The following is a 19,851-nucleotide window of genomic DNA, read 5'->3' as shown; positions in this document are numbered from 1 at the left end:
TTCCTCTCTGCTTAACCAATTACTTTGGCCACACCCGATACCACCTGATTAATCTGGATCGGCATGATTGATGTTGCGTTATCACTGAACTCAATATCACCACCGGCAAAATTGAAACTGCGTATTTCACGCAAAGCTGCCAGCAGGGTATCGCCATTCACCGGCTCACCTTTCTTCTCAAGATGCTCTAACAGATAGGCAAAAAGCAGGGTCCCGTTGTAGTAGTTCTGGGCATAACTGGTAGGGTCGGATTTATGCTTTTCACGCCAGCCATTAATAAACCGGGATGTCAGGCTATCGCTTAAAGTCAGGTCATTACGCTGTGTCGTAAAGATCAGACCTTCCGCTTCAGGCAGTTTTGCCACTGAAGGCAGGCTGCCAATTGAATAAGTCATTAACAACTGTTTCAGACCGGCATCCCTGAGCTGTTTGACGATTTGCAGTTGCTGCGAACCGTAACTGGCAAAATAAATCGCCTCGGCATCGGTATTGCGGATTTTTGCCGCAATCGCGGCAAACTGCTCCATGCCAGGTGGCACGCTATAGGCCCCCACCAGCTCTCCATCAATTTTGGGCAGTTCGGCTTTCAATTGCTTTAATACCGCCGCGCCCAATGGATCATCAATATAAACCAGGGCCACTTTCTTTTTACCCTGGGTTTTCAGCCATTGAATGGCCGGTGGAATTTCCTGGTCGGCCAAAGGAATAATATTCCAGAAATAAGGAGACAACTCACCCAGCTCGGGACTGACACCTCCGCCATTCATCATGATCACTTTCTGGCGAACACCAATAGGGGCTGCCGCTTTGGAGACGCCGGTCACGCCCAGCAGCACATATTGGGCATGATCCACATTAACCAGACGCGACATACCCACGGCCCCCCCCTGAGGGGTTGCCAGACTGTCCTGGGCTTTCAGTTCGATGGGGCGTGACAGTTTGTTATCCTGCTTGATATGCTCCAAAGCCAACATCACACCATTCATAAACACAGCGCCCAGCTCTGCCACCGAACCCGACATGGGAAAGAGCGTTCCCAGCCGGTATGCCTCTTTACTCTGCGCAAAAACATTAAAGGAAGGTACGACGGCCAATCCGGCCCCGGCTTTTAAAAGATCACGTCTGGTTATTGCCATTTTTTGTCTCCTGTCACTTTTCACTATAAAGTGGATTTAATTTAATTTTTTTATAAATTTAAAATGGTGATGGCTCAAAGCTGAAACCATTGCCATTTCTTCTGATATAACCGCAATAGGGATCACCAAAATGCACGGGCAATATCAGCGAGTTGCTGTCAGCGGCTCTATTCAGAAACTCATAACGGGTATTACGGGCCACATCCGGATAAATGCAATAACCTGAATTGATTTCCGGCATGACAATTTGCATGGGGCTATGGAAAATATCGCCACTGAAAACCGCCTCTTCACCCTGTGAGCGAATCCGGAAGGCCACTTGACCGGGACTGTGTCCGGCTGCATCTTCCACCTGCAGGCAATCCGCAATTTCCATCCCCGGACGAATCATCACAGACAGGCCTTCATTCACGATTGGCATGACGCTATCGTTAAACGACTCACCGAACACGTCTATTTTCTCTTCCTTGTTCTTGCCTTGTTCACAGAACCTGAAATCCTGTTCAGGAATGTAATATTTTGCATTCGGAAAAGTTGGCGTCCAGCGGTTATCCACCCAGCGTGTGTTCCAGCCCACATGATCAGAGTGCAAATGGGTCAGCACGACATGCGTTACTTTTTCAGGGGGAGCACCGGCCGCTTCCAGCCACTCCAGTATCAGGTTATTGAGCATGTGCATGCGGGGAATATCCTGGCGATTCTTGAAGTTACCCACGCCCGTATCCACCACGATAATATTTGAACCCGCGTGCACCACCCATAACTGGATAGTTACAATCAGCTTGTTCATATGCGGAATCCAGTGATTGGGAGCCATCCAGCTTTCATTTTCTTCCAGGGCCTGCTGATCCATTTCCGGCAACAAAAACTTTGGATCATGTGAAGGGGCGGAATATTCCTGGATTCGGGTTACCCGAATATCGCCAATTTGTTTAACTTGCATTGTTTTTCCTTGACTGTGGATGGGTTTTAATTATTTTTATTTGATTGAGCTGGGGTGTTTGGCCAAAGGCACAACCTTGATGGAAAAATAAGGGAACATGGGCAAGGATGACAGCAAGTCATGCAATTCATCATTGCTTTCACAGTCAAAAATGGAAATATTGGCAGGACGCCCTGCTACCCGCCACAAATGTATGAACTTGCCGGATTTCTGCATTTCAATGGCACGGTTTTTTTCTGCCTCACGCAGTTTGGCCAATTCAGCCGGATCCATATCAGCCGGTACGTTTACATCCATCATTACGCAATACAACATTATTTATATCTCCTATCAATTTAATATTTAATTTTGTTCGCCATGCAAACATTTGTTTGTATTATAGATAAGCAACTTATTTTGTCAATTATCTTTTTCCCCTAATACCTGAAAAAGGGCAGACAACCTAAAATGCTGTTTAACAACCACCCATAAAAAAGAAATCTGTCATAAAAGGAGACAACAATGCGCTGGAAAAACAGACCGGAAGGATCCAATTGGGGCGATTACGGGCCCGATGACCAACTGGGCAGATTAAATTTACTCACTGAAGAAGGAGTCCTGAAAGCGGCAGACGAAATAAAAACCGGCAAAACCTTTTGCCTTTCCCTGCCTCTGGATTACCCGGGTGGCAATGTACTTAACCCCCGCCGCACGCCACCACAACTTCAACCCACCGAGCGCGAAGGCCATCCCTACTTCAACTTCCCCATGGGTATGCTGATACCGGGTGCCCACGACGTGCTTAGCGATGACAAAGTGACCCTTTGCCTGCAGTATTCTTCACAGTGGGACAGTCTGAGCCATGTTGGCGCCCTTTTTGATGCCGACGGTGACGGTCACGCCGAACGGGTTTATTACAACGGCTTCAAACCCAACCAGGATATGCAGGGGCCTGCCGATTACGATGAAAGAAACAACTTTGCCCAAAGTGATACCGGCCTGAAACACTCTTCAGCCAAAGCGCTGGACATTGCCAACTTTGCCGTCAAAGGCATTCAGGGCCGGGGCGTTATGGTTGATTTGGCAGCCCATTATGGCCGCGCACCCAAAATTATTGGCTACGATGATTTAATGCGTGTCATGGAAAAAGACAAGGTGACAGTAGAGCAAGGTGATATTCTTGTACTGCACACGGAATTTGCCCAATACCTGCTGGAAGCCGGTAAAAACCCTGATCCGCATACAGTACATAATATCTGCACCACCCTGAACGGGCAGGATGAAAAGCTGCTTCAATGGATTACCGATTCCGGCATTGCCGCCATTGCGGCAGACAATTATGGCGTTGAATACCCGGGGGGCTCTTTAACCGACCGGTGCTGCGCCCTGCTGCCATTGCATCATCACTGCATTTTCAAGCTGGGCATGCCTTTGGCAGAGCTATGGTATCTAAGCGACCTGGCCAAATGGCTGCGGGAAAACAAGCGTTCGCGTTTTATGCTAACCGCGCCCCCTTTACGATTGCCCGGTGCAGTAGGCTCACCCGTTACACCCATTGCCACGGTTTAACCGGCGCAGGTAATGATATTTTTTTATTGATTGACTTCCGTCCAAGTGAGCTGCCCATTGTCAGACTATTCACCTGGACGGGTCTGCGTACACTACGCCATACTTTAATTACCAACCCCCAGCACCATGCTGATTTTCCTGGCGGCATCTCTTAACACCGGAAGAAACTGGTTTTCCATTTGCTCCAGTGACGTTCTGGCAGCCAGGGTGGCCACATTAATGGCAGCAATCACTTTCTGCTCCCTGTCCAGGATAGGTACAGAAATGGAGCGCACACCAATTTCCAGCCCGCCATCATTAATGGCATAGCCGTCTTTACGAATCTGGGTTATCAGGCGCTTTAGCTTGCGTTTATCGGTGATGGAGTTTTTGGTGAATTTGGTCAAGTGGCATTTTTCAAGCCAGCGCTCAAACTCATCTTCACTTAACCCCGCCAATAACACCAATCCCATTGAGGTGGTATGAACCGGCAAACGAGTCCCCACTTCAATGCTGTTGGAATAAACACTTTGTTTTTCCACCCGGGCAACATAGACAATCTCATCGCCATCCAGTACGGCCATGGAAGAGGACTCATTGAGCGTATCGGTGACTTTCTGGATAATAGCGTTAGCGGCTTCCCCCAGACCAAAGGTTGACAGGTAGTCACTGCTGAATTTTAGTACCTTTGGTGTGAGCCAGAAAAGCTTGCCATCCGTGGCTACAAAACCCAACGTACACAGCGTAAGTAAAAACCTTCGTGCCGTACCCCGGGTAAGGTCTGTCCTGGCTGCAACCTGGGTCAGGGTCATTTTCTGGTGACCCTTTTCGAAACAGCCCAGTACGTTTAATCCTCGTGCCAGTGAATTAACAAAGTCCGGCTCACTCATTTGAAATACCAATCCTGAAAAATTATATAAAGTGCTGTCCCGATTATTTGCGAAGAGACAATTTTTTGAAGCAAACTACAGAAAAATAACACAAGAGTGAATTATAGGAAATTTGCAACGATTTATATCCAAACCGGGACATTCCTTTACGATATAAGCGCCAAGGGTAGGACTTTTTCAGCATTAAGCCGAAAATACCGCTTACCCGCCATTTGTCCGAATAACAAACATTTGTTCGTATTATAAAAAATATCACTACAATGTCAATACAAATATACAAGCTGCATTATTGAAAAACATCTGCGCCAATCTTGACTGACAAACCCTAGCCAACAAAAAAAGGGGTGGTAACCCACCCCCTTCACTTATCCTGAAACTTACAGGCTTTCTTCCGCCTGTAGGCCCTGACGATAGGTTTCATACACAATGACCGGAATCTTCAGATCAGCCAGATGTTTTTCAACCAATGGCTTAACGTCAGACCATTCAAGACCTCCCACCCCGGTTGCCAGACGAGGAATTGCCAGACTTTCAATTCCCTCGGATTCGACAAAGCGCGCCAGTTCTTTCAGTGCACGGCTTACGTTTTCCGTATTTGCCTTACCAGGACGTGCTGCCGGACCTTCACCCAACATGTCCTGTGTCAGCAGGTTAACGATGCGACGCACGCTGCCGTCTTCGTTAACACCACCCCACACCCAGATTTCTCCGGGTTTCAGCGGGTGCACATGCGTTGACTGACGATAGTCTCGCACCAAGGATGGCCAGCGCTCACGCAGGTTGCGAGCCAAACCGGTATCAAAATGCTCTTGTGGTGCAATACCATGGGCGATTAGCTGTGCCTTGCTTAACAGGATGTCACCTTCAACTTCACGGATCATAGATAGTTCCTTTTATATTTCAGGTTATGGGGATGATGCCTTGATCAACCCTTCACTATCAGTATATCCATTCAAGCGTATTTATCCATGATCAAATTCAATGTTTTTGTTGATAGGCTGACCAAAACCTTAAGTCGCCCCCGAAACCATATATGTCCATTGCCAAAATCCCTGTGTTCCTGCGTTTCAGGCTGGTAACCCACGGGCTTGATGGGTGATTTTTTTTCACCTTTATTGATGAACAGTTTTTTCCTGCTCCGTTTTTCAGGATCGGCAACCGGCACGGCATTCAGCACGGCAACGCGATGGCTGATCTGTTCAACCACAGACAGGCGCGGATTGAGGCTCACATACGGGTCCTGAAAAACCATCTGGATATTTTTCCGGTACGGCCGCATGGCAGATTCTTCCAGCCTGGAAACATCATTGCCCCGAATTTGCCGCAATTGTCCGGTACTGGCATCATCACTTTAAGTGTCGAGTGACAAGCCGGCATTTAGTATTTTTTTTCTATCTGTTTGAATTATTTGAGTGATTTGTCAAACGCACGTCATGTGTTGGCAGTGCTGTCTGGACTGGGCGAGAGAAAAACGCCGGTGGTAACCGGTTTATTACGCGAGCTTTCGCCGCCTCAGCTTGAGTTGCTGGCGATGATTGCCCAAGGCTATTCCAATCAGGAAATAGCAATACAAAAAAATCTGGCGGTTCAAACCATCAAGAACCAGGCATCAGCCATTTTCAAATTACTGAATGCCAAAAACAGGATTGAGGCAATCTCAATCTACCGTTCAATAAACAGGTGAGCGATCATTATCCATGACACGTTACCCTAATACCGCAACCGCTTCACCTTACAGCCAATAACCACCAACATGCTGGTTGTTTTCTTCAACTTCGGCTATATTTTCTTTAGTGTCTTCAAACATCTCAACAAAAAAACGAACGGCTGAGTAAACAGAAACAGCCACCGCGACAAAAGGGGCAACAATACTTTCCAATTTCACCTCACGGGCTTCCTGTTTCATCAATTCACGTTTTACTTCATCTGACAAGACGATTTGATTACTGTAATTTCGCATTACAAACTCCTTTTTCATATTATGGAACATGTATGCATTATAGGGTAAACCCTAGAAAATTACAAGCAAACCCTTATAAACAATTGAATTATCAATATATTTTTTGCTTATAAAACCACGAATTTATTATTTTCCTGATTGGTTTTAACGCATCATCCGTATTATTTATTGGCAACTTCAGGTTTTTTAAAGGCTAATCAGGCTGTATTTCAAGCCATAAGGTGCATAATCAATCATTTTGAAACACTTCATTCATTGCCCACGTTCACCGCAACCGCCCCCAAAATATCAACCAGTACCCGCGGTTCAATCTCCACCAAATACCCTCTTCTTCCCCCATTGATATAAATCAGGGGCAACTCAAGAATACTGGCTTCCACCCATATCGGCATTTGCTTGCGCGTACCAAAAGGTGACGTGCCACCCACCTGATATCCCGAATGCCGGGAAGCGACCTCAGGCCGACAGGGTTGCATTTTTTTGGTACCGATTTGTCGTGCCAGGTTTTTTAACGAAACTTCAAGGTCTCCGTGCATCAGCACGACATGTGGTTTTGCCTGTTCATCTTCCATGATAAGGGTTTTAATAACGGCATGCTCTGGCACCTTCAGCTGCCTGGCCGACTCTGCCGTACCACCATGATCCACATATTCATAAGCATGACCGACATGGGGAATCCTGTTTTTTTTCAGGAATTGGGTTGCGGGGGTTTCAGATACGTGTTTTGCTTTAGCCATATGATCAAGCTCTTGGATGATGTTGTGCATGCAGGGCTTTAAGGCGCTCACGGGCCACATGCGTATAAATTTGGGTGGTGGAGATATCGGAATGCCCCAGCAACAGCTGCACCACCCGCAAGTCGGCGCCATGATTTAACAGGTGCGTGGCAAAGGCATGTCGCAGCACATGGGGTGACAGGGGGGCATTGATATCTGCCAGCAGGGCATATTTTTTGATCAATTGCCAAAAGGCCTGCCGACTCATGGCACAGCCTCTTCGGGTCACAAACAGGTCATCGGATTGCCGGTTACCCAACAGCAGGCTGCGACTGTTTTTCAGGTAAACCTCAAGCCAATGCACGGCTTCCGCACCTAACGGTACCAGACGATCCTTGCCACCCTTACCCATTTCCACCCGCACGATGCCCTCGTTCAGGCTTAAATGCAGCACTTTAAGCGTGACCAACTCTGATACGCGCAGTCCGGTTGCATAAAGGGTTTCCAGCATGGCACGGTCACGCAGACCTCCCGGGGTATCAATATCGGGGGCTTCCAGCAACTCCATGACCTGGTTTTCGGTCAGGGTTTTAGGCGTCCGCGGGGGCTGTTTGGCAGACTGCAGGTCAAGACAAGGGTCTTTATGTATAAAACCCGCCCTAAGTGCCCAGGCAAAATATCGCTTGAGCGAGGCCAAACGGCGGTTTACCGTACTGGCCTTGCTACTGTCATATTTGCTGGCAAACCAATCCTGAATATCATTGCCATCGGCTTCAATTAATAATTTGGAGGGTTCCTGCCGGCCCAGATAGCGCTCGAACCCGTTCAGGTCCCTCCGGTAGGCGGCCAGGGTATTGGCCGACAGCCCGTCCTCCAGCCATATTGAATCGATAAATGCATCTATATCAGCCTGTTTCATGGTTTATTCAGACAGCCTTTAGGATTATTGAACATACCTGTTTGCAATGCAAAAGGCTTGAATGCCCCATTCTGTTCTATGATAGGGGCTTGCGCTCGCGGGGAGAGAACCCTTAACCTATTTTTCATTGAAGTGTAGTGTATGCAGATTGCCTTTCTTGTTTTACCCGATTGTTTAATCGTCATTCTAGGCTGGATACTGTACAACAAGCTACATTTTTCCAAAGAGTTTTTTTCAGGGCTTGAAAAACTGGTTTATTTCATTTTATTCCCTGCTTTGCTGGTTCGCTCTATTGCCAGTACCCCCATGTCACTGGCCACCACCGGTAATTTCCTGCTGGCAACCACTGCCCTGGCCATAGTGGGCAGTTTATGCGTATGGCTGGCCAAGCCGGTTCTAAAACCCCGCCCCATTGCCCTGGCGTCGGTGGGTCAATGTGCCTACCGTTTTAATACATATATAGGCTTGTCTTTGGCTCCATCACTGGCTGGTCAGGCCGGTCTGGCCAGTATGGCCGTGATTGTGGGGTTTGCCATTCCCCTTGTAAACATCCTGGCTGTCAAATCCCTGGCCAGCCACCAGGGCAGCAATCTGTTCAGGGAAATCCTTAAAAACCCACTGGTATTGGCGACTTTTGCCGGTCTTTTATTGAATTTCAGCGGTCTTTCCCTGCCTTCCGTTCTGGACACCACTCTTCTCAAGCTGGGTAACAGCTCCATCCCCTTGGGCTTGCTTTGCGTAGGCGCCAGCCTTTCATTGCAAGGCGGCAGCCGTGATGGCAAGCTGGTTGGCTGGATTCTGGCCATCCGCCTTGGCCTCATGCCCGTGTTTGCCATGCTTATTTCGATTGCACTGGGATTTTCGGTCATCGACACCCAAATGTTTGTGCTGTTTGCCGCACTGCCTACTGCATCGGCCGCCTTTATTCTGGCTACCCGCATGGGCGGTGACGGCCGTCTGGTGGCCTTTACCATTTCAGCAGGCACCATTCTTAGCGTTCTGACCATTCCGTTCTGGGTCTATATTACCCAGCAACTGTTCAATTAATGACCTGCACTTGCAGTTGCCCCTTTTGGCCAGCAAAAGGGGTGGCTACCTGTCAATCCTGAAAAACACCCCCAGTTGGCAACACTGATCATGAAAATGCATGAAGAAACATCCATGAACTGTTGTTTTTAGACAATTTTTTGTTTTTTTCTAGAATTTACTTTAACTGAATTTATAATAAAAGTATTAAAAAAACCACATTTTCAGGTCTTATGTCCAGCCAACATGACAATTTTATAACTGTTTATTTACCAGACGAAAGCGCTACAAACCGTCTGGCGCAACAGCTTGCGGCCTTAATAAGTGCTGAAACATCAATTGGTTACGATCATGAACAGCCCCCAAAAAAAGGGGGACGCATCCACCTGAAAGGAGATCTGGGTGCAGGAAAAACAAGTTTTGCAAGAGCTTTTTTAAGGGCAATGGGGGTAACAGGGCGCATCAAAAGCCCTACGTATACCCTGCTTGAAAGCTATAAAGTTTCTAGCTTATACTTGTATCACTTTGATTTTTATAGATTTAGTGACACAAACGAATGGCAAGACGCAGGTTTCCGTGAGAATTTGCTTGAAGATGCCATCGTCCTGATCGAATGGGCTGAAAAAGCAGGTTCAAGCCTGCCCTCGCCCGATCTTGAACTGTCACTCAACTACGCTTCCTCAGGTCGCGATGCAAAATTACAAGCGTTTTCGGAAAAGGGTCAATCATGGATAAAACAGCTACAACAAATGGATATACAAACACTCGTCCAATGACGCGTCGTCGTATTCTGGCCACAGCTGCTACTCTGTTGTCACTTCCCGTCATTTCGAAAGTAGCCCAGGCGGCCAGCAGCCAAATTCTGGCCGTGCGTACCTGGCCGGCCGATGAATACACGCGTGTTACCCTGGAATTGAACGCCCCCCTCAAGGCCGAGCACTTTACCCTGTCCAACCCCAATCGTCTGGTGGTTGATTTGCAGGGCCTGAGCATGAGTACTGCCCTGAACTCGCTCATTTCCAAAATCAAACCCAATGACCCTTATATTTCTGCCGTGCGGGTCGCCCAAAACCGGGCCGACGTTGTCCGTCTCGTCCTGGATTTAAAACAAGCCATTGCTCCCCAGGTCTTTACCCTCAAACCAATTGGCGATTACCAATACCGTCTGGTTCTGGATTTATATCCCAAGGTGGCCAAAGACCCCTTACTGGCGCTTGGCTCCAACATGGCCGGTGACGACCCCTTGGCCAGCGTATTAGACAAACTTACCCAAAACCGCAGCAATATCCCCGTACCATCCGTTAACGGTCAGGTACAGCCACGCCCGCCAGCCGCTGGCGGAAACCGTAACGGTGCCAGCCGCCCAATTCTTATCGCCATAGACCCGGGGCATGGCGGAGAAGATCCGGGTGCGATTGGCGGCATGGGCACCAAAGAAAAAGATATTGTCCTGGCTATTGGCCGTCGCCTGCGCAATCTTATTAATGCACAGCCCAATATGCGTGCCTACATGACCCGCGATGCCGATTTTTTTGTCCCATTGCATGTTCGTGTCCAGAAAGCCCGCCGGGTCAAGGCCGACCTTTTCATTTCCATTCACGCCGATGCCTTCACCAACAAATCAGCCCGAGGCACATCAGTTTTTGCGCTTTCCCGCGGTGGCGCATCCAGTGCCGCTGCCCGCTGGCTGGCCAAAAAAGAGAACGCAGCCGACCTGATAGGCGGAATCGACATTGGTGACCATGACAGAAACACCGCCAGCGTGTTACTGGATATGTCAACCACGGCACAAATCAAAGACTCCCTGGATATCGGTCACCGCGTGCTTAACTCTTTGGCCCAGGTTAACGGCATCCAGAGCCGGCGCGTTGAACAGGCCGGTTTTGCGGTCTTAAGGGCGCCAGACATCCCTTCCATCCTGGTTGAAACCGCCTTCATTTCCAATCCGCAAGAAGAACGCTTCCTAAGAAACACTAACAACCAGCAACAAATTGCCAGCGCGATTTTATCTGGGGTCAAGGGTTATTTTGCAACAAACCCCCCACTTGCCCGTATAGGGTAGACACATTGTTGCTTTTAAGGCAAAATGAAAATGCATGCGATAGTAGCGCATGCATTTTGCTGCAGTACCTTTACGGAGCCGTTTACGGCTCCCTTTTTTATTTAGCTGAAATTTTCTTTTAGGCAAAATGCCAAGACGCCATATTTCCCCCCTTCCCGATCAACTCATCAGCCAGATCGCAGCTGGTGAAGTCATCGAGCGCCCGGCTTCAGTCCTTAAAGAACTGCTTGAAAACGCTATCGATGCTCAGGCTCGCGCCATTGAAATCCGCCTTGAAGGCGGAGGAATCAAGCGGATTTGCATTACCGATGACGGCACCGGCATACCCAAAGAAGAATTACCTCTGGCCCTCATGCGCCATGCCACCAGCAAAATCACCTCACTCGAAGAACTGGAATCGGTCAACTCCATGGGTTTCCGTGGCGAGGCACTGGCCTCGATTGCCTCGGTTTCACGGCTTGTCATCACATCACGTACACAGGCAGATGATCACGCCTGGCAAATAGATGCGGCTAACAATGAGGTGACACCGGCGTCTGGCAGTTATGGCACCACCATAGACATGCGTCAGCTGTTTGACCAGATCCCGGCCCGCCGCAAATTCCTGAAATCGGAAACCACCGAACTGGGACACTGCCTGGATGCCATGGAAAGAATTGCCATGGCTTTTCCAGAAGTGGCTTTTCGCCTTTTTCATAACGACAAGGCCTACCGGCAATGGGTAAGTACCGACTCTTTTCAACGCATCCGTGATGTACTGGGCGCCGAGTTCATTGATGCCGGTATTCCCTTAAATGCCGAAGTTGGTCTGGCCAGTCTGCATGGTCTGATTACCCAACCCAATGCCGCACGCAGCCGGGCCGACAAACAATACCTGTATGTGAACGGCCGTTATGTTCGCGACCGCACCGTGTCCCATGCCATTCGAACGGCTTATGCCGATGTCTTGCACGGTGACCGCCAGCCTGCCTATGTCCTGTTCCTGAATATAGATCCCAATACGGTCGATGTAAACGTTCATCCCGCCAAACATGAAGTACGGTTTAGAGATGGTGGTGCGGTTTACCGTTTTGTTTCACAAACCGTTGCCGCTGCACTGGCCAGTGCAGGCGGTCAACAAGACGCCATGAACCGGCTGCCCACTCAAATGCCCGCCGGGCTTGCGCCTGCCGCCTTACCAGACACAGCGGTGACTGCCAGTGACAGTGGTGGCGCTTCCCCTGCCAACCAGCCAGCCTCCCGCTTCAACCCCTATCAACGACAGACCCCTTTGGGGCTGGACCATCAACAGGCCTGGGTACAGGCTTACCGCCCGCTGGTTTCCCCGGGCATACCGCCTGCCAGCCACTTTAATGAAAACGCACCGGGTGAGAATATGGCTGGTGCAGCGGATGCCACTTTGAATATCCCTGCTTACCCGGCTAACGCGACAGGCAAAACACCTTACGCCTCCCTGCCCGAAGCAGACACGTTTCCACTGGGCATGGCCTTGGGTCAGCTGCATGGCATCTATATCCTGGCCCAAAACTCCAGGGGGCTGGTACTGGTAGACATGCACGCTGCCCACGAACGGGTGGTTTATGAAAAACTGAAAACCGCCCTTGACACGCATAGCATGCCCAGACAAGACCTGCTGGTGCCGGTTGTTTTTCATTGTTCTGAAAAAGAAGTGGCATTGCTGGAAGAACACCACGAAGCCTTGCACACACTGGGGCTCAACCTGACTGCTGCCGGTCCCCGCGCCATTACCGTGCGTTCAGTGCCCGCTTTGCTGGCCCATGGTGACATCGAATCACTGGTGCTTCATGTTTTAAAAGACTTAAGCCAGGCCGGCGTTTCCAGACACCTGACCGAACAGCGCAATGAGTTGCTGTCCACCATGGCCTGCCACGGCTCTGTCAGGGCTAACCGTCGCCTGAGTCTGGAGGAAATGAATGCACTGCTGCGTCAAATGGAGCAGACCGAAAGGGCCAACCAGTGCAATCATGGCCGCCCCACCTGGTTTCAATGGACCATGAACGACCTGGATAAATTATTCATGCGCGGACAATAAACCGTTCATTTTGCGTCCTTTTCTCACTACTCTGACTTCAGGTAATGCTAAACTAGGCCAGCAACAGGCAGCACTTACACTGCCTTTTCTTTTTTCTGCATCTTTCCTTCTTGACAGGCCATTGCCGCCAACCCAATACCATGCCAACTCCGGACACCAGGCATCAAGCCATTATTTGTATTGCAGGCCCCACCGCATCGGGCAAAAGCGCCAGCGTACTGGCCATTGCCCAACAATGGCCCATTGAAATCATTAATGTGGACTCCGCCACCATATACAAAGGCATGGATATAGGCACTGCCAAGCCATCCAGGGAAGAGCAGGCGCAAACACCCCAACACCTGCTGGACATACGGGATCCGGCGCAAACTTACAGTGCCGCCGAATTCACCCAGGATGCCGCCAGGCTTATTTCCGCCATTCAGGCCCGGGGCCGGATTCCACTCCTGGCCGGTGGCACCATGATGTATTACAAGGCCCTGCGCGAGGGGCTTAATGAATTGCCCGCTGCCCGTGAGGACATTCGCCAGGAACTGGAAGATTTTGCCCGTCAGCATGGCTGGCCTGCCCTGCATGCGGAATTGGCCAAGGTTGATCCCGTTACCGCTGCCCGCCTGGCCCCCAATGACAGCCAACGGATTCAGCGCGCCATGGAAATTTATCGTATTTCTGGTAAACCCATGTCTGTATTTCTTGCACAGCCAGCTGAAAAAGCGGGCGATTTTCTGTACCAAACCATCAGCCTTGAGCCGGCCAACCGCCTGGACTTGCATGAACGCATTGCCGCGCGGTTTGACCAGATGCTGGAAAAAGGGTTTGTTGAGGAAGTCAGGCAGCTTAAACTGCGCCCCGATCTGCATGCTGACTTGCCGTCCATTCGTTGCGTGGGATACCGGCAAATATGGGCACATTTGAATGGTGACTATGATTTGCCAGAGGCCCGTGAAAAATCCATTGCCGCCACGCGCCAGCTGGCAAAACGCCAGATTACCTGGTTACGCGCGCAACCCGACCGGGTCCGGATTGACTGCATGGCCCATAATGTGGCACAACAGGTTATTGACGCCATTGCCCATGACATGGATGCCGCCATGCAGGCAATGGGCCAACAACAATAAGGGCTTGCCACGGCAAGCCCCCAGATTGCTTTTTTGCGTTGTTTTACGATTTAAACAACGACAGTCTGTTCCATACCCTCTTGCTGGGGAACGATTTCACCCAGCTGGTAAACGGTTTCACCCTGCTCTTGCAAGGTTGCGGTAATATCTGCGGCCTGGCTGGCAGAAACCACCAGTACCATGCCGATACCGCAGTTGAATACACGATGCATTTCGGTGTCTTCAACATTGCCCTCTTTTTGCAGCCACTTGAACAGTTCGGGCAATTCCCAGGCATCTTTGCTTAAACGGGCGGACAGGCCAGGTTGCAAAATACGTGGCACGTTGTCCAACAGGCCACCACCGGTAATGTGGGCCAGACCTTTAATATCTGTACCATGCTTGGCCAGCGCTGCCAACACCTGTTTAACATAAATGCGGGTAGGCGCCATTACCACGTCTACCAGAGACTGGCCATGGAAATCATCATTGGGCCGGGCACCGGCACGTTCAATAATTTTACGTATGAGTGAAAACCCGTTAGAGTGCGCACCGCTGGATGCCAGGCCAAGGATTTTATCGCCAGCCTGAATGGATTTGCCATTGATGATTTTGGTTTTTTCCACCGCACCCACGGCAAAACCGGCCAGGTCATATTCACTATCCGGGTACATGCCGGGCATTTCTGCGGTTTCACCGCCAATCAGGGCACAGCCGGAAAGCTCGCAGCCTTTGGCAATACCGCCTACCACGCTGGCAGCGGTATCTACAGACAGTTTCCCGCAGGCAAAGTAATCAAGGAAAAACAGTGGCTCAGCCCCCTGTACCAGGATATCGTTTACACTCATGGCTACCAGGTCGATACCGACCGTATCATGACGATTCCATTCAAAAGCGAGACGCAATTTGGTGCCCACACCATCGGTGCCGGAAACAAGAACGGGTTCCTTGTATTTTTTGGGTACTTCAAACAAAGCTCCAAAACCGCCAATCCCGGCCATCACGCCTTCACGCATGGTTTTGGCGGCCAATGGCTTGATGCGGTCAACCAGTGCGTCGCCAGCATCAATATCCACACCTGCATCACGATAGGTCAAAGAGGATTTTGTTGAATTTGTCATGAGAAACGAGCCTAAATATGTAAAAATGTCATAAATCAAATGGAGTAAACGCAATTTTACGATGAATGAGAAAAATTTACGCAGAAATCAGACACTTTTGTGGTCAGGAGTTGGAATTTGCCTGCTAATTCTACTTTATATCCTGTCTCCAGTGCTGACTCCATTCATGCTGGCACTGGCGCTGGCCTATATTCTGGCTCCTGGTGTAGATTTATTGGTGCGTTTGCACCTGCCACGCTGGCTGGCCGTATTTCTCATGGTGTTTTTGCTGTTTGCCGTCATTTCGGGGTTCATGCTGATCATCATTCCATTACTGCGCAGGGAGCTTAATCTGGTCCTGGAGCAATTGCCACTATGGGTTCAGCAATACAATACCCAACTTGCACCCAACATTGATGAATGGCTTGGCGTTGACAGCAAGCTGGATATCTCCCGTATTCGCCTGCTCTTGCAAGATGCCGTTACCGGCACCGACAGCCTTGTCACCACTGCAGTCAATTACCTGAAAGCCAGCGGCTCCACCCTGGTTTTCTACATTGCCAGTGGCCTGCTCACACCTGTTGTCCTGGTTTACCTTTTATTTGACTGGCACACTTTCCTCAACCGTTTCAGTGAAATCATTCCACGCCGCTTTCTGAATGCCACCCTTGACATTGGCAATGAAATAGACAAACTGCTGTCCAGTTTCCTGCGCGGGCAAATCCTGGTCATGCTGATTCTGGCGGTTTATTACAGCATCGGCCTGTCCATTGCCGGTTTTGACAGCGCGATTCCCATTGGCGTCATTACCGGATTACTGGTTTTTATCCCTTATTTGGGCTTCGGACTGGGATTATTGCTCGCAATCCTCTCGGCTCTATTACAATTCGAGGGTTACTACGGTCTTATTGCCGTTGCCATTGTGTTCGGCATAGGCCAGGTTTTCGAAAGTTTATACTTAACCCCCAAGATTATGGGTGACCGAATTGGCTTGCATCCACTGGTCATCATTTTTGCCCTGTTTGTCTTTGGTGAAATTTTTGGTTTTTTTGGTGTTCTGCTTGCCCTGCCGATCAGTGCAGCCCTGTCGGTATTGATCCGTCGCGTTTATGGTCAATACCTGAATAGTACTTTTTATACAAATGAATGAACAATTAACGCTTGAAGTCTCCCCGGTTCCCGAGCCCACGCTTGACAATTTCCTAGTGGGGCAAAACGCCGAGGCCGTTAACACGCTGCGTCACCTCCTGCCAGGACAATCGGTCTACCTTTGGGGAAGCAACGGCTGTGGTAAAACCCATTTGCTCAAGGCAATGGCTGCCTGCCACCAGGGCACTTATTTCAACCATGAAAGCCACCCCTTTCTGGCATCCATTACGTTCCAGAATACTCCCCCCCTGGTGGCCATTGATGACATTGAATCCTTAACCGAAGACCAACAGGCCGAACTGTTCAGTCTGTATAATGAATGGAAACTGCGCAAGAACACGTCAGACGCCTTCATATTACTGGTTTCGGGCGACGTTTCTCCGCTGGCGATGCCAATTCGGGAAGACCTGCGGACCCGGCTTGGCTGGGAACTGGTCTACCGGCTCGAACAACTCAGTGACGAGCAACGCCTTACCGCCTTGCAAAATCGAGCCCACGAAAAAGGCCTGCAATTAAGCCATGAAGTCACGCATTGGATTTTTACCCATTACTCGCGTGATATTGCCGCCCTTTTCAACCTGCTCGACGCCCTGGACACCTATTCGCTCTCTACACGACGCCCTATTACCGTCCCTTTACTCAAAGCTTTTTTCATTAAAACAAAATCATGACCTCTACCAATCTGGCGCTTTTCGATCTTGACCATACTTTGCTTCCCATTGATACCGATCGCGAATGGGTTGATTTCCTGGCTCGTAACAATCTGGCTGGAGACCCTGTGGCCATCCAGCAAAAAAACCATGAGCTGATGGAAAAATACACGGCGGGTATTCTCAGGATAGAAGAATCTGCCGAATTCATGCTGAGCTTTCTTAAAATGCACAGCCCCTATGACCTGGCCCGTTTCCATGAACAATTCATGTGTGAAGTGGTTCGCCCCGCCATTCAGGCCAGCGCCATCGACCTGGTTCGCCAGCATCAGCAAAACGGTGACCTGTGCTGCATTGTGACCGCCACCAATTCTTTCGTTACATCTCCGGTGGCCCGTGCCTTTGGCATAGAACACCTGATTGGCACCCTGCCCGAATATATCAACGGTCGCTTTACCGGCCGTGTGGAAGGCATTCCAAGCTACAAAGAAGGCAAGGTAACCCGTGTCAATATGTGGCTCAGTTCCATGGGCAAAAAAATAGATGATTTTGCCGAAACCTATTTTTACAGCGACTCGCAAAATGATCTGCCCTTGCTTGAAATTGTCAGCAACCCGGTAGCCACCAACCCCAATGAAGTCCTGCGTAAAACAGCACACGAAAACGGCTGGCCAGTTCTTGATCTGTTTGCTTTAAAATAACAACATCTTCATTTATTCCGTTCCTATGATCAAAAGCACCATTAAAAGCTTCGTCAATCGCCTGTTCAATTCCCCGGCCAGTGACACAAAAAAAACCAAAGCCCGGGTTTACCACCAGGAACAGCACGGCATCGATCGCCGGCTTGTCTCGCGCAACGCCATCAAGGTCTGCGAGGTGTTAAACCAGAAAGGGTTCCAGGCCTTTATCGTGGGCGGTGCCGTGCGCGATCTTATCCTGGGCCTGGAGCCCAAGGATTTTGATGTGGCCACCAATGCCACCCCCGAAGCGGTGCGTGCCTGCTTTCGCCGGGCCCGCATTATTGGCCGTCGCTTTCAACTGGTACACGTGGTTTTTGGTCCGGAAATCATTGAAACCTCAACTTTCAGGGCCAATAGCAATGGCCAGAACAAAACCGACGAACATGGCCGTATCCTGAACGACAACGTCTTCGGCACACAGGAAGAGGATGCCGCCCGACGCGATTTCACCCTTAACGCCCTGTATTACGATCCGCTTACCGAGCAAGTCATCGACTACCATAATGGCCTGTCAGATCTTCGCAAACATCTCGTACGCATCATTGGCGACCCTGAAACCCGTTACCGTGAAGATCCTGTCCGCATGTTGCGGGCAGTTCGCTTTGCCGCCAAACTGAATGGCACCATCGAACCCCACACCAAGGAACCTATCAAGCAGCTGGCCGAACTCATTTCCAATGTGCCCGACTCCCGTCTGTTTGACGAAACCCTTAAACTCATGACCTGCGGCAATGCCCTGGCCTGCCTGAAACAACTGCGCGAAGAAGGCCTGCACGAAGGAACCCTTCCCTTGCTGGATGTCGTCCTGAAGCAACCGGGTGGACAGAAATTTGTAGAGCTGACCCTTGACCGTACCGATCACCGGGTTCGTCTGGGCAAATCGGTGAGCCCCAGTTTCCTGTATGCGGCCCTTTTATGGCGCCTGGTGGATGTTTACTGGAAACGCAATATTGCGCAAAAAGAGCCGCCCATGCAGGCACTGATCCATGCGGCAGACCAGGTGCTTGAAGACCAGGTTCACAAACTGGCCATCCAGCGGCGTCACACCACCGATATGCGTGAAATCTGGTTCATGCAGCCCCGTTTTGAACGTCCCGTTCCACGTCAGATCTGGAAAATGACTGAACAGCCCCGTTTTCGTGCCGCCTGTGATTTTCTGCAATTGCGAGCAGCCAGCGGTGAATTTGATAGCGTTCAGGCACAATGGTGGATGGACCTGGCTGATACCGATGCGGCAGGTAAAACCCAGATGATCGAAGAGCTGGCGCAAAAACAAAAGGGAATGCCCGCTACTTCTGCCAACACCGCACGCAAACGTCGCAAGCGTCGCTCACCCGCCCGCAAGAAAGCCGCTTTGCCGCAGCAGGACATTTCATGAATATTGCGTATATTGGCCTTGGCTCCAATCTGGGTGAGAGCAGGAATGTACTGCAACAGGCACTGGCCAACCTGGCTGCCCATCCGTCCATTCATAAACTGGAATACTCCCGCTTTTACCGCAGCAGCCCGGTCGACGCTTCGGGGCCCGACTATGTCAACGCGGTCGCCCGGCTTGAAACCCCATTGGCCTCATTGGAGCTGCTGCATCTGCTGCAAGGGATTGAAAACCGTTACGGCCGGGAACGTCCCTATGTGAATGCGCCCCGCACGCTGGACCTGGACATCCTGCTATTCAACGAGGAAATCAATCACTCGGCTGAACTGACCCTGCCACACCCGCGCATGCACGAACGGGCCTTTGTGCTATTGCCCCTGCAGGAATTGGCGCCAGGGATTGTTCTGGCCCAAGGCACCCTTGGCACCTTATTGGAACAATGTAAAGACCAGGGCATTGAACTGCTTTGATTTAAAAAACCAACAATAAAAAGGCCCCAAAAAAACAG

The 19,851-nt window shown here is 50.1% G+C and carries 22 protein-coding genes; 12 read left to right on the top strand and 10 right to left on the bottom strand.

Translation table 11 applies throughout. The annotated features are described in order from the left end of the window. Window positions 1–11 precede the first annotated feature (11 nt). From IE074_RS07175 to IE074_RS07165, 3 genes are read right to left on the bottom strand one after another with little or no spacing between them, the layout of a single operon-like run. Window positions 12–1,136, bottom strand: a complete 1,125-nt coding sequence (locus tag IE074_RS07175) for an ABC transporter substrate-binding protein (protein ID WP_189384796.1) — start codon at window positions 1,134–1,136, stop codon at window positions 12–14. A gap of 58 nt (window positions 1,137–1,194) precedes the next feature. After that, window positions 1,195–2,079 (bottom strand): MBL fold metallo-hydrolase, encoded by an 885-nt coding sequence (locus IE074_RS07170; protein ID WP_189384795.1) that lies wholly within the window; start codon window positions 2,077–2,079, stop codon window positions 1,195–1,197. Between the two features lie 36 nt (window positions 2,080–2,115). Next, window positions 2,116–2,394 carry a muconolactone Delta-isomerase gene (locus tag IE074_RS07165; protein WP_189384794.1) on the bottom strand — a complete coding sequence of 93 codons (279 nt, stop codon included), beginning with the start codon at window positions 2,392–2,394 and terminating at the stop codon, window positions 2,116–2,118. 186 nt (window positions 2,395–2,580) lie between these two features. Here IE074_RS07165 and IE074_RS07160 point away from each other — a divergent pair, with 186 nt between their 5' ends. After that, window positions 2,581–3,627 carry a cyclase family protein gene (locus IE074_RS07160; RefSeq protein WP_189384793.1) on the top strand — a complete coding sequence of 349 codons (1,047 nt, stop codon included), beginning with the start codon at window positions 2,581–2,583 and terminating at the stop codon, window positions 3,625–3,627. A gap of 104 nt (window positions 3,628–3,731) precedes the next feature. On the opposite strand, the gene IE074_RS07155 is transcribed toward IE074_RS07160, so the two are convergent. The 3 genes from IE074_RS07155 to IE074_RS07145 all read right to left on the bottom strand — a co-directional run bounded on the left by IE074_RS07155 (window position 3,732) and on the right by IE074_RS07145 (window position 5,727). Then, window positions 3,732–4,496, bottom strand: a complete 765-nt coding sequence (locus IE074_RS07155) for an IclR family transcriptional regulator domain-containing protein (RefSeq protein WP_189384792.1) — start codon at window positions 4,494–4,496, stop codon at window positions 3,732–3,734. 377 nt (window positions 4,497–4,873) lie between these two features. Then, entirely contained in the window at window positions 4,874–5,377 is a 504-nt protein-coding gene (locus IE074_RS07150) for a macro domain-containing protein (RefSeq protein ID WP_189384791.1), read from the bottom strand. 71 nt (window positions 5,378–5,448) lie between these two features. Continuing rightward, window positions 5,449–5,727, bottom strand: a complete 279-nt coding sequence (locus IE074_RS07145; protein WP_169293866.1) for a hypothetical protein — start codon at window positions 5,725–5,727, stop codon at window positions 5,449–5,451. A gap of 177 nt (window positions 5,728–5,904) precedes the next feature. Here IE074_RS07145 and IE074_RS07140 point away from each other — a divergent pair, with 177 nt between their 5' ends. Continuing rightward, entirely contained in the window at window positions 5,905–6,180 is a 276-nt protein-coding gene (locus tag IE074_RS07140) for a response regulator transcription factor (protein WP_189384790.1), read from the top strand. 48 nt (window positions 6,181–6,228) lie between these two features. Here the strand turns inward: IE074_RS07140 and IE074_RS07135 are convergent, their stop codons facing one another. The 3 genes from IE074_RS07135 to xerD form a co-directional block, all read right to left on the bottom strand. Then, window positions 6,229–6,456 carry a hypothetical protein gene (locus IE074_RS07135; RefSeq protein ID WP_189384789.1) on the bottom strand — a complete coding sequence of 76 codons (228 nt, stop codon included), beginning with the start codon at window positions 6,454–6,456 and terminating at the stop codon, window positions 6,229–6,231. A 248-nt stretch (window positions 6,457–6,704) separates the two neighbouring features. Next, window positions 6,705–7,193 (bottom strand): aminoacyl-tRNA deacylase, encoded by a 489-nt coding sequence (locus tag IE074_RS07130; protein ID WP_189384788.1) that lies wholly within the window; start codon window positions 7,191–7,193, stop codon window positions 6,705–6,707. 4 nt (window positions 7,194–7,197) lie between these two features. After that, window positions 7,198–8,091: a site-specific tyrosine recombinase XerD gene (gene xerD, locus IE074_RS07125; protein ID WP_189384787.1), complete on the bottom strand. Its 894-nt coding sequence runs from the start codon at window positions 8,089–8,091 to the stop codon at window positions 7,198–7,200. Between the two features lie 141 nt (window positions 8,092–8,232). Here xerD and IE074_RS07120 point away from each other — a divergent pair, with 141 nt between their 5' ends. From IE074_RS07120 to miaA, 5 genes are all read left to right on the top strand, one after another. Next, window positions 8,233–9,138 (top strand): AEC family transporter, encoded by a 906-nt coding sequence (locus IE074_RS07120; protein ID WP_189384786.1) that lies wholly within the window; start codon window positions 8,233–8,235, stop codon window positions 9,136–9,138. 212 nt (window positions 9,139–9,350) lie between these two features. Next, window positions 9,351–9,893, top strand: coding sequence for a tRNA (adenosine(37)-N6)-threonylcarbamoyltransferase complex ATPase subunit type 1 TsaE (gene tsaE, locus IE074_RS07115; RefSeq protein WP_189384785.1), 543 nt, complete (start codon window positions 9,351–9,353; stop codon window positions 9,891–9,893). Beyond that, the gene (locus tag IE074_RS07110) at window positions 9,890–11,179 is read left to right on the top strand and encodes an N-acetylmuramoyl-L-alanine amidase (RefSeq protein ID WP_229793930.1); all 1,290 of its coding nucleotides are present in this window, start codon (window positions 9,890–9,892) and stop codon (window positions 11,177–11,179) included. The genes tsaE and IE074_RS07110 overlap by 4 nt, the downstream gene beginning before the upstream one ends. A 127-nt stretch (window positions 11,180–11,306) precedes the next feature. Beyond that, on the top strand, window positions 11,307–13,232 hold the full coding sequence (gene mutL, locus IE074_RS07105) for a DNA mismatch repair endonuclease MutL (RefSeq protein WP_189384783.1): 1,926 nt from the start codon (window positions 11,307–11,309) through the stop codon (window positions 13,230–13,232). Between the two features lie 140 nt (window positions 13,233–13,372). Continuing rightward, window positions 13,373–14,350, top strand: coding sequence for a tRNA (adenosine(37)-N6)-dimethylallyltransferase MiaA (gene miaA / locus IE074_RS07100; protein WP_189384782.1), 978 nt, complete (start codon window positions 13,373–13,375; stop codon window positions 14,348–14,350). A 50-nt stretch (window positions 14,351–14,400) separates the two neighbouring features. On the opposite strand, the gene purM is transcribed toward miaA, so the two are convergent. Next, complete coding sequence (gene purM / locus IE074_RS07095) at window positions 14,401–15,450, bottom strand: phosphoribosylformylglycinamidine cyclo-ligase (RefSeq protein WP_189384781.1); 1,050 nt, start codon at window positions 15,448–15,450, stop codon at window positions 14,401–14,403. A gap of 61 nt (window positions 15,451–15,511) precedes the next feature. Here purM and IE074_RS07090 point away from each other — a divergent pair, with 61 nt between their 5' ends. Genes IE074_RS07090 through folK form a run of 5 tightly spaced genes read left to right on the top strand, consistent with a single transcriptional unit; the run spans window position 15,512 to window position 19,813 of the window. Beyond that, entirely contained in the window at window positions 15,512–16,579 is a 1,068-nt protein-coding gene (locus IE074_RS07090; RefSeq protein WP_189384780.1) for an AI-2E family transporter, read from the top strand. Further along, a complete protein-coding gene (hda, locus tag IE074_RS07085) occupies window positions 16,572–17,249 on the top strand; it encodes a DnaA regulatory inactivator Hda (RefSeq protein ID WP_189384779.1) in 678 nt (225 codons plus the stop codon). The genes IE074_RS07090 and hda overlap by 8 nt, the downstream gene beginning before the upstream one ends. After that, a complete protein-coding gene (locus IE074_RS07080) occupies window positions 17,246–17,929 on the top strand; it encodes an HAD family hydrolase (RefSeq protein WP_189384778.1) in 684 nt (227 codons plus the stop codon). The genes hda and IE074_RS07080 overlap by 4 nt, the downstream gene beginning before the upstream one ends. Window positions 17,930–17,954: 25 nt before the next feature. Beyond that, window positions 17,955–19,346, top strand: a complete 1,392-nt coding sequence (gene pcnB / locus IE074_RS07075; RefSeq protein WP_189384777.1) for a polynucleotide adenylyltransferase PcnB — start codon at window positions 17,955–17,957, stop codon at window positions 19,344–19,346. Beyond that, window positions 19,343–19,813 (top strand): 2-amino-4-hydroxy-6-hydroxymethyldihydropteridine diphosphokinase, encoded by a 471-nt coding sequence (gene folK, locus IE074_RS07070; RefSeq protein WP_189384776.1) that lies wholly within the window; start codon window positions 19,343–19,345, stop codon window positions 19,811–19,813. Before pcnB ends, folK begins: the two co-directional genes overlap by 4 nt. Window positions 19,814–19,851: the final 38 nt, after the last annotated feature.

Source organism: Advenella faeciporci, from assembly GCF_014652395.1.
In the GTDB taxonomy this organism is placed as follows: domain Bacteria; phylum Pseudomonadota; class Gammaproteobacteria; order Burkholderiales; family Burkholderiaceae_B; genus Advenella; species Advenella faeciporci.
This window is presented reverse-complemented; position numbering and strand designations above follow the sequence as displayed.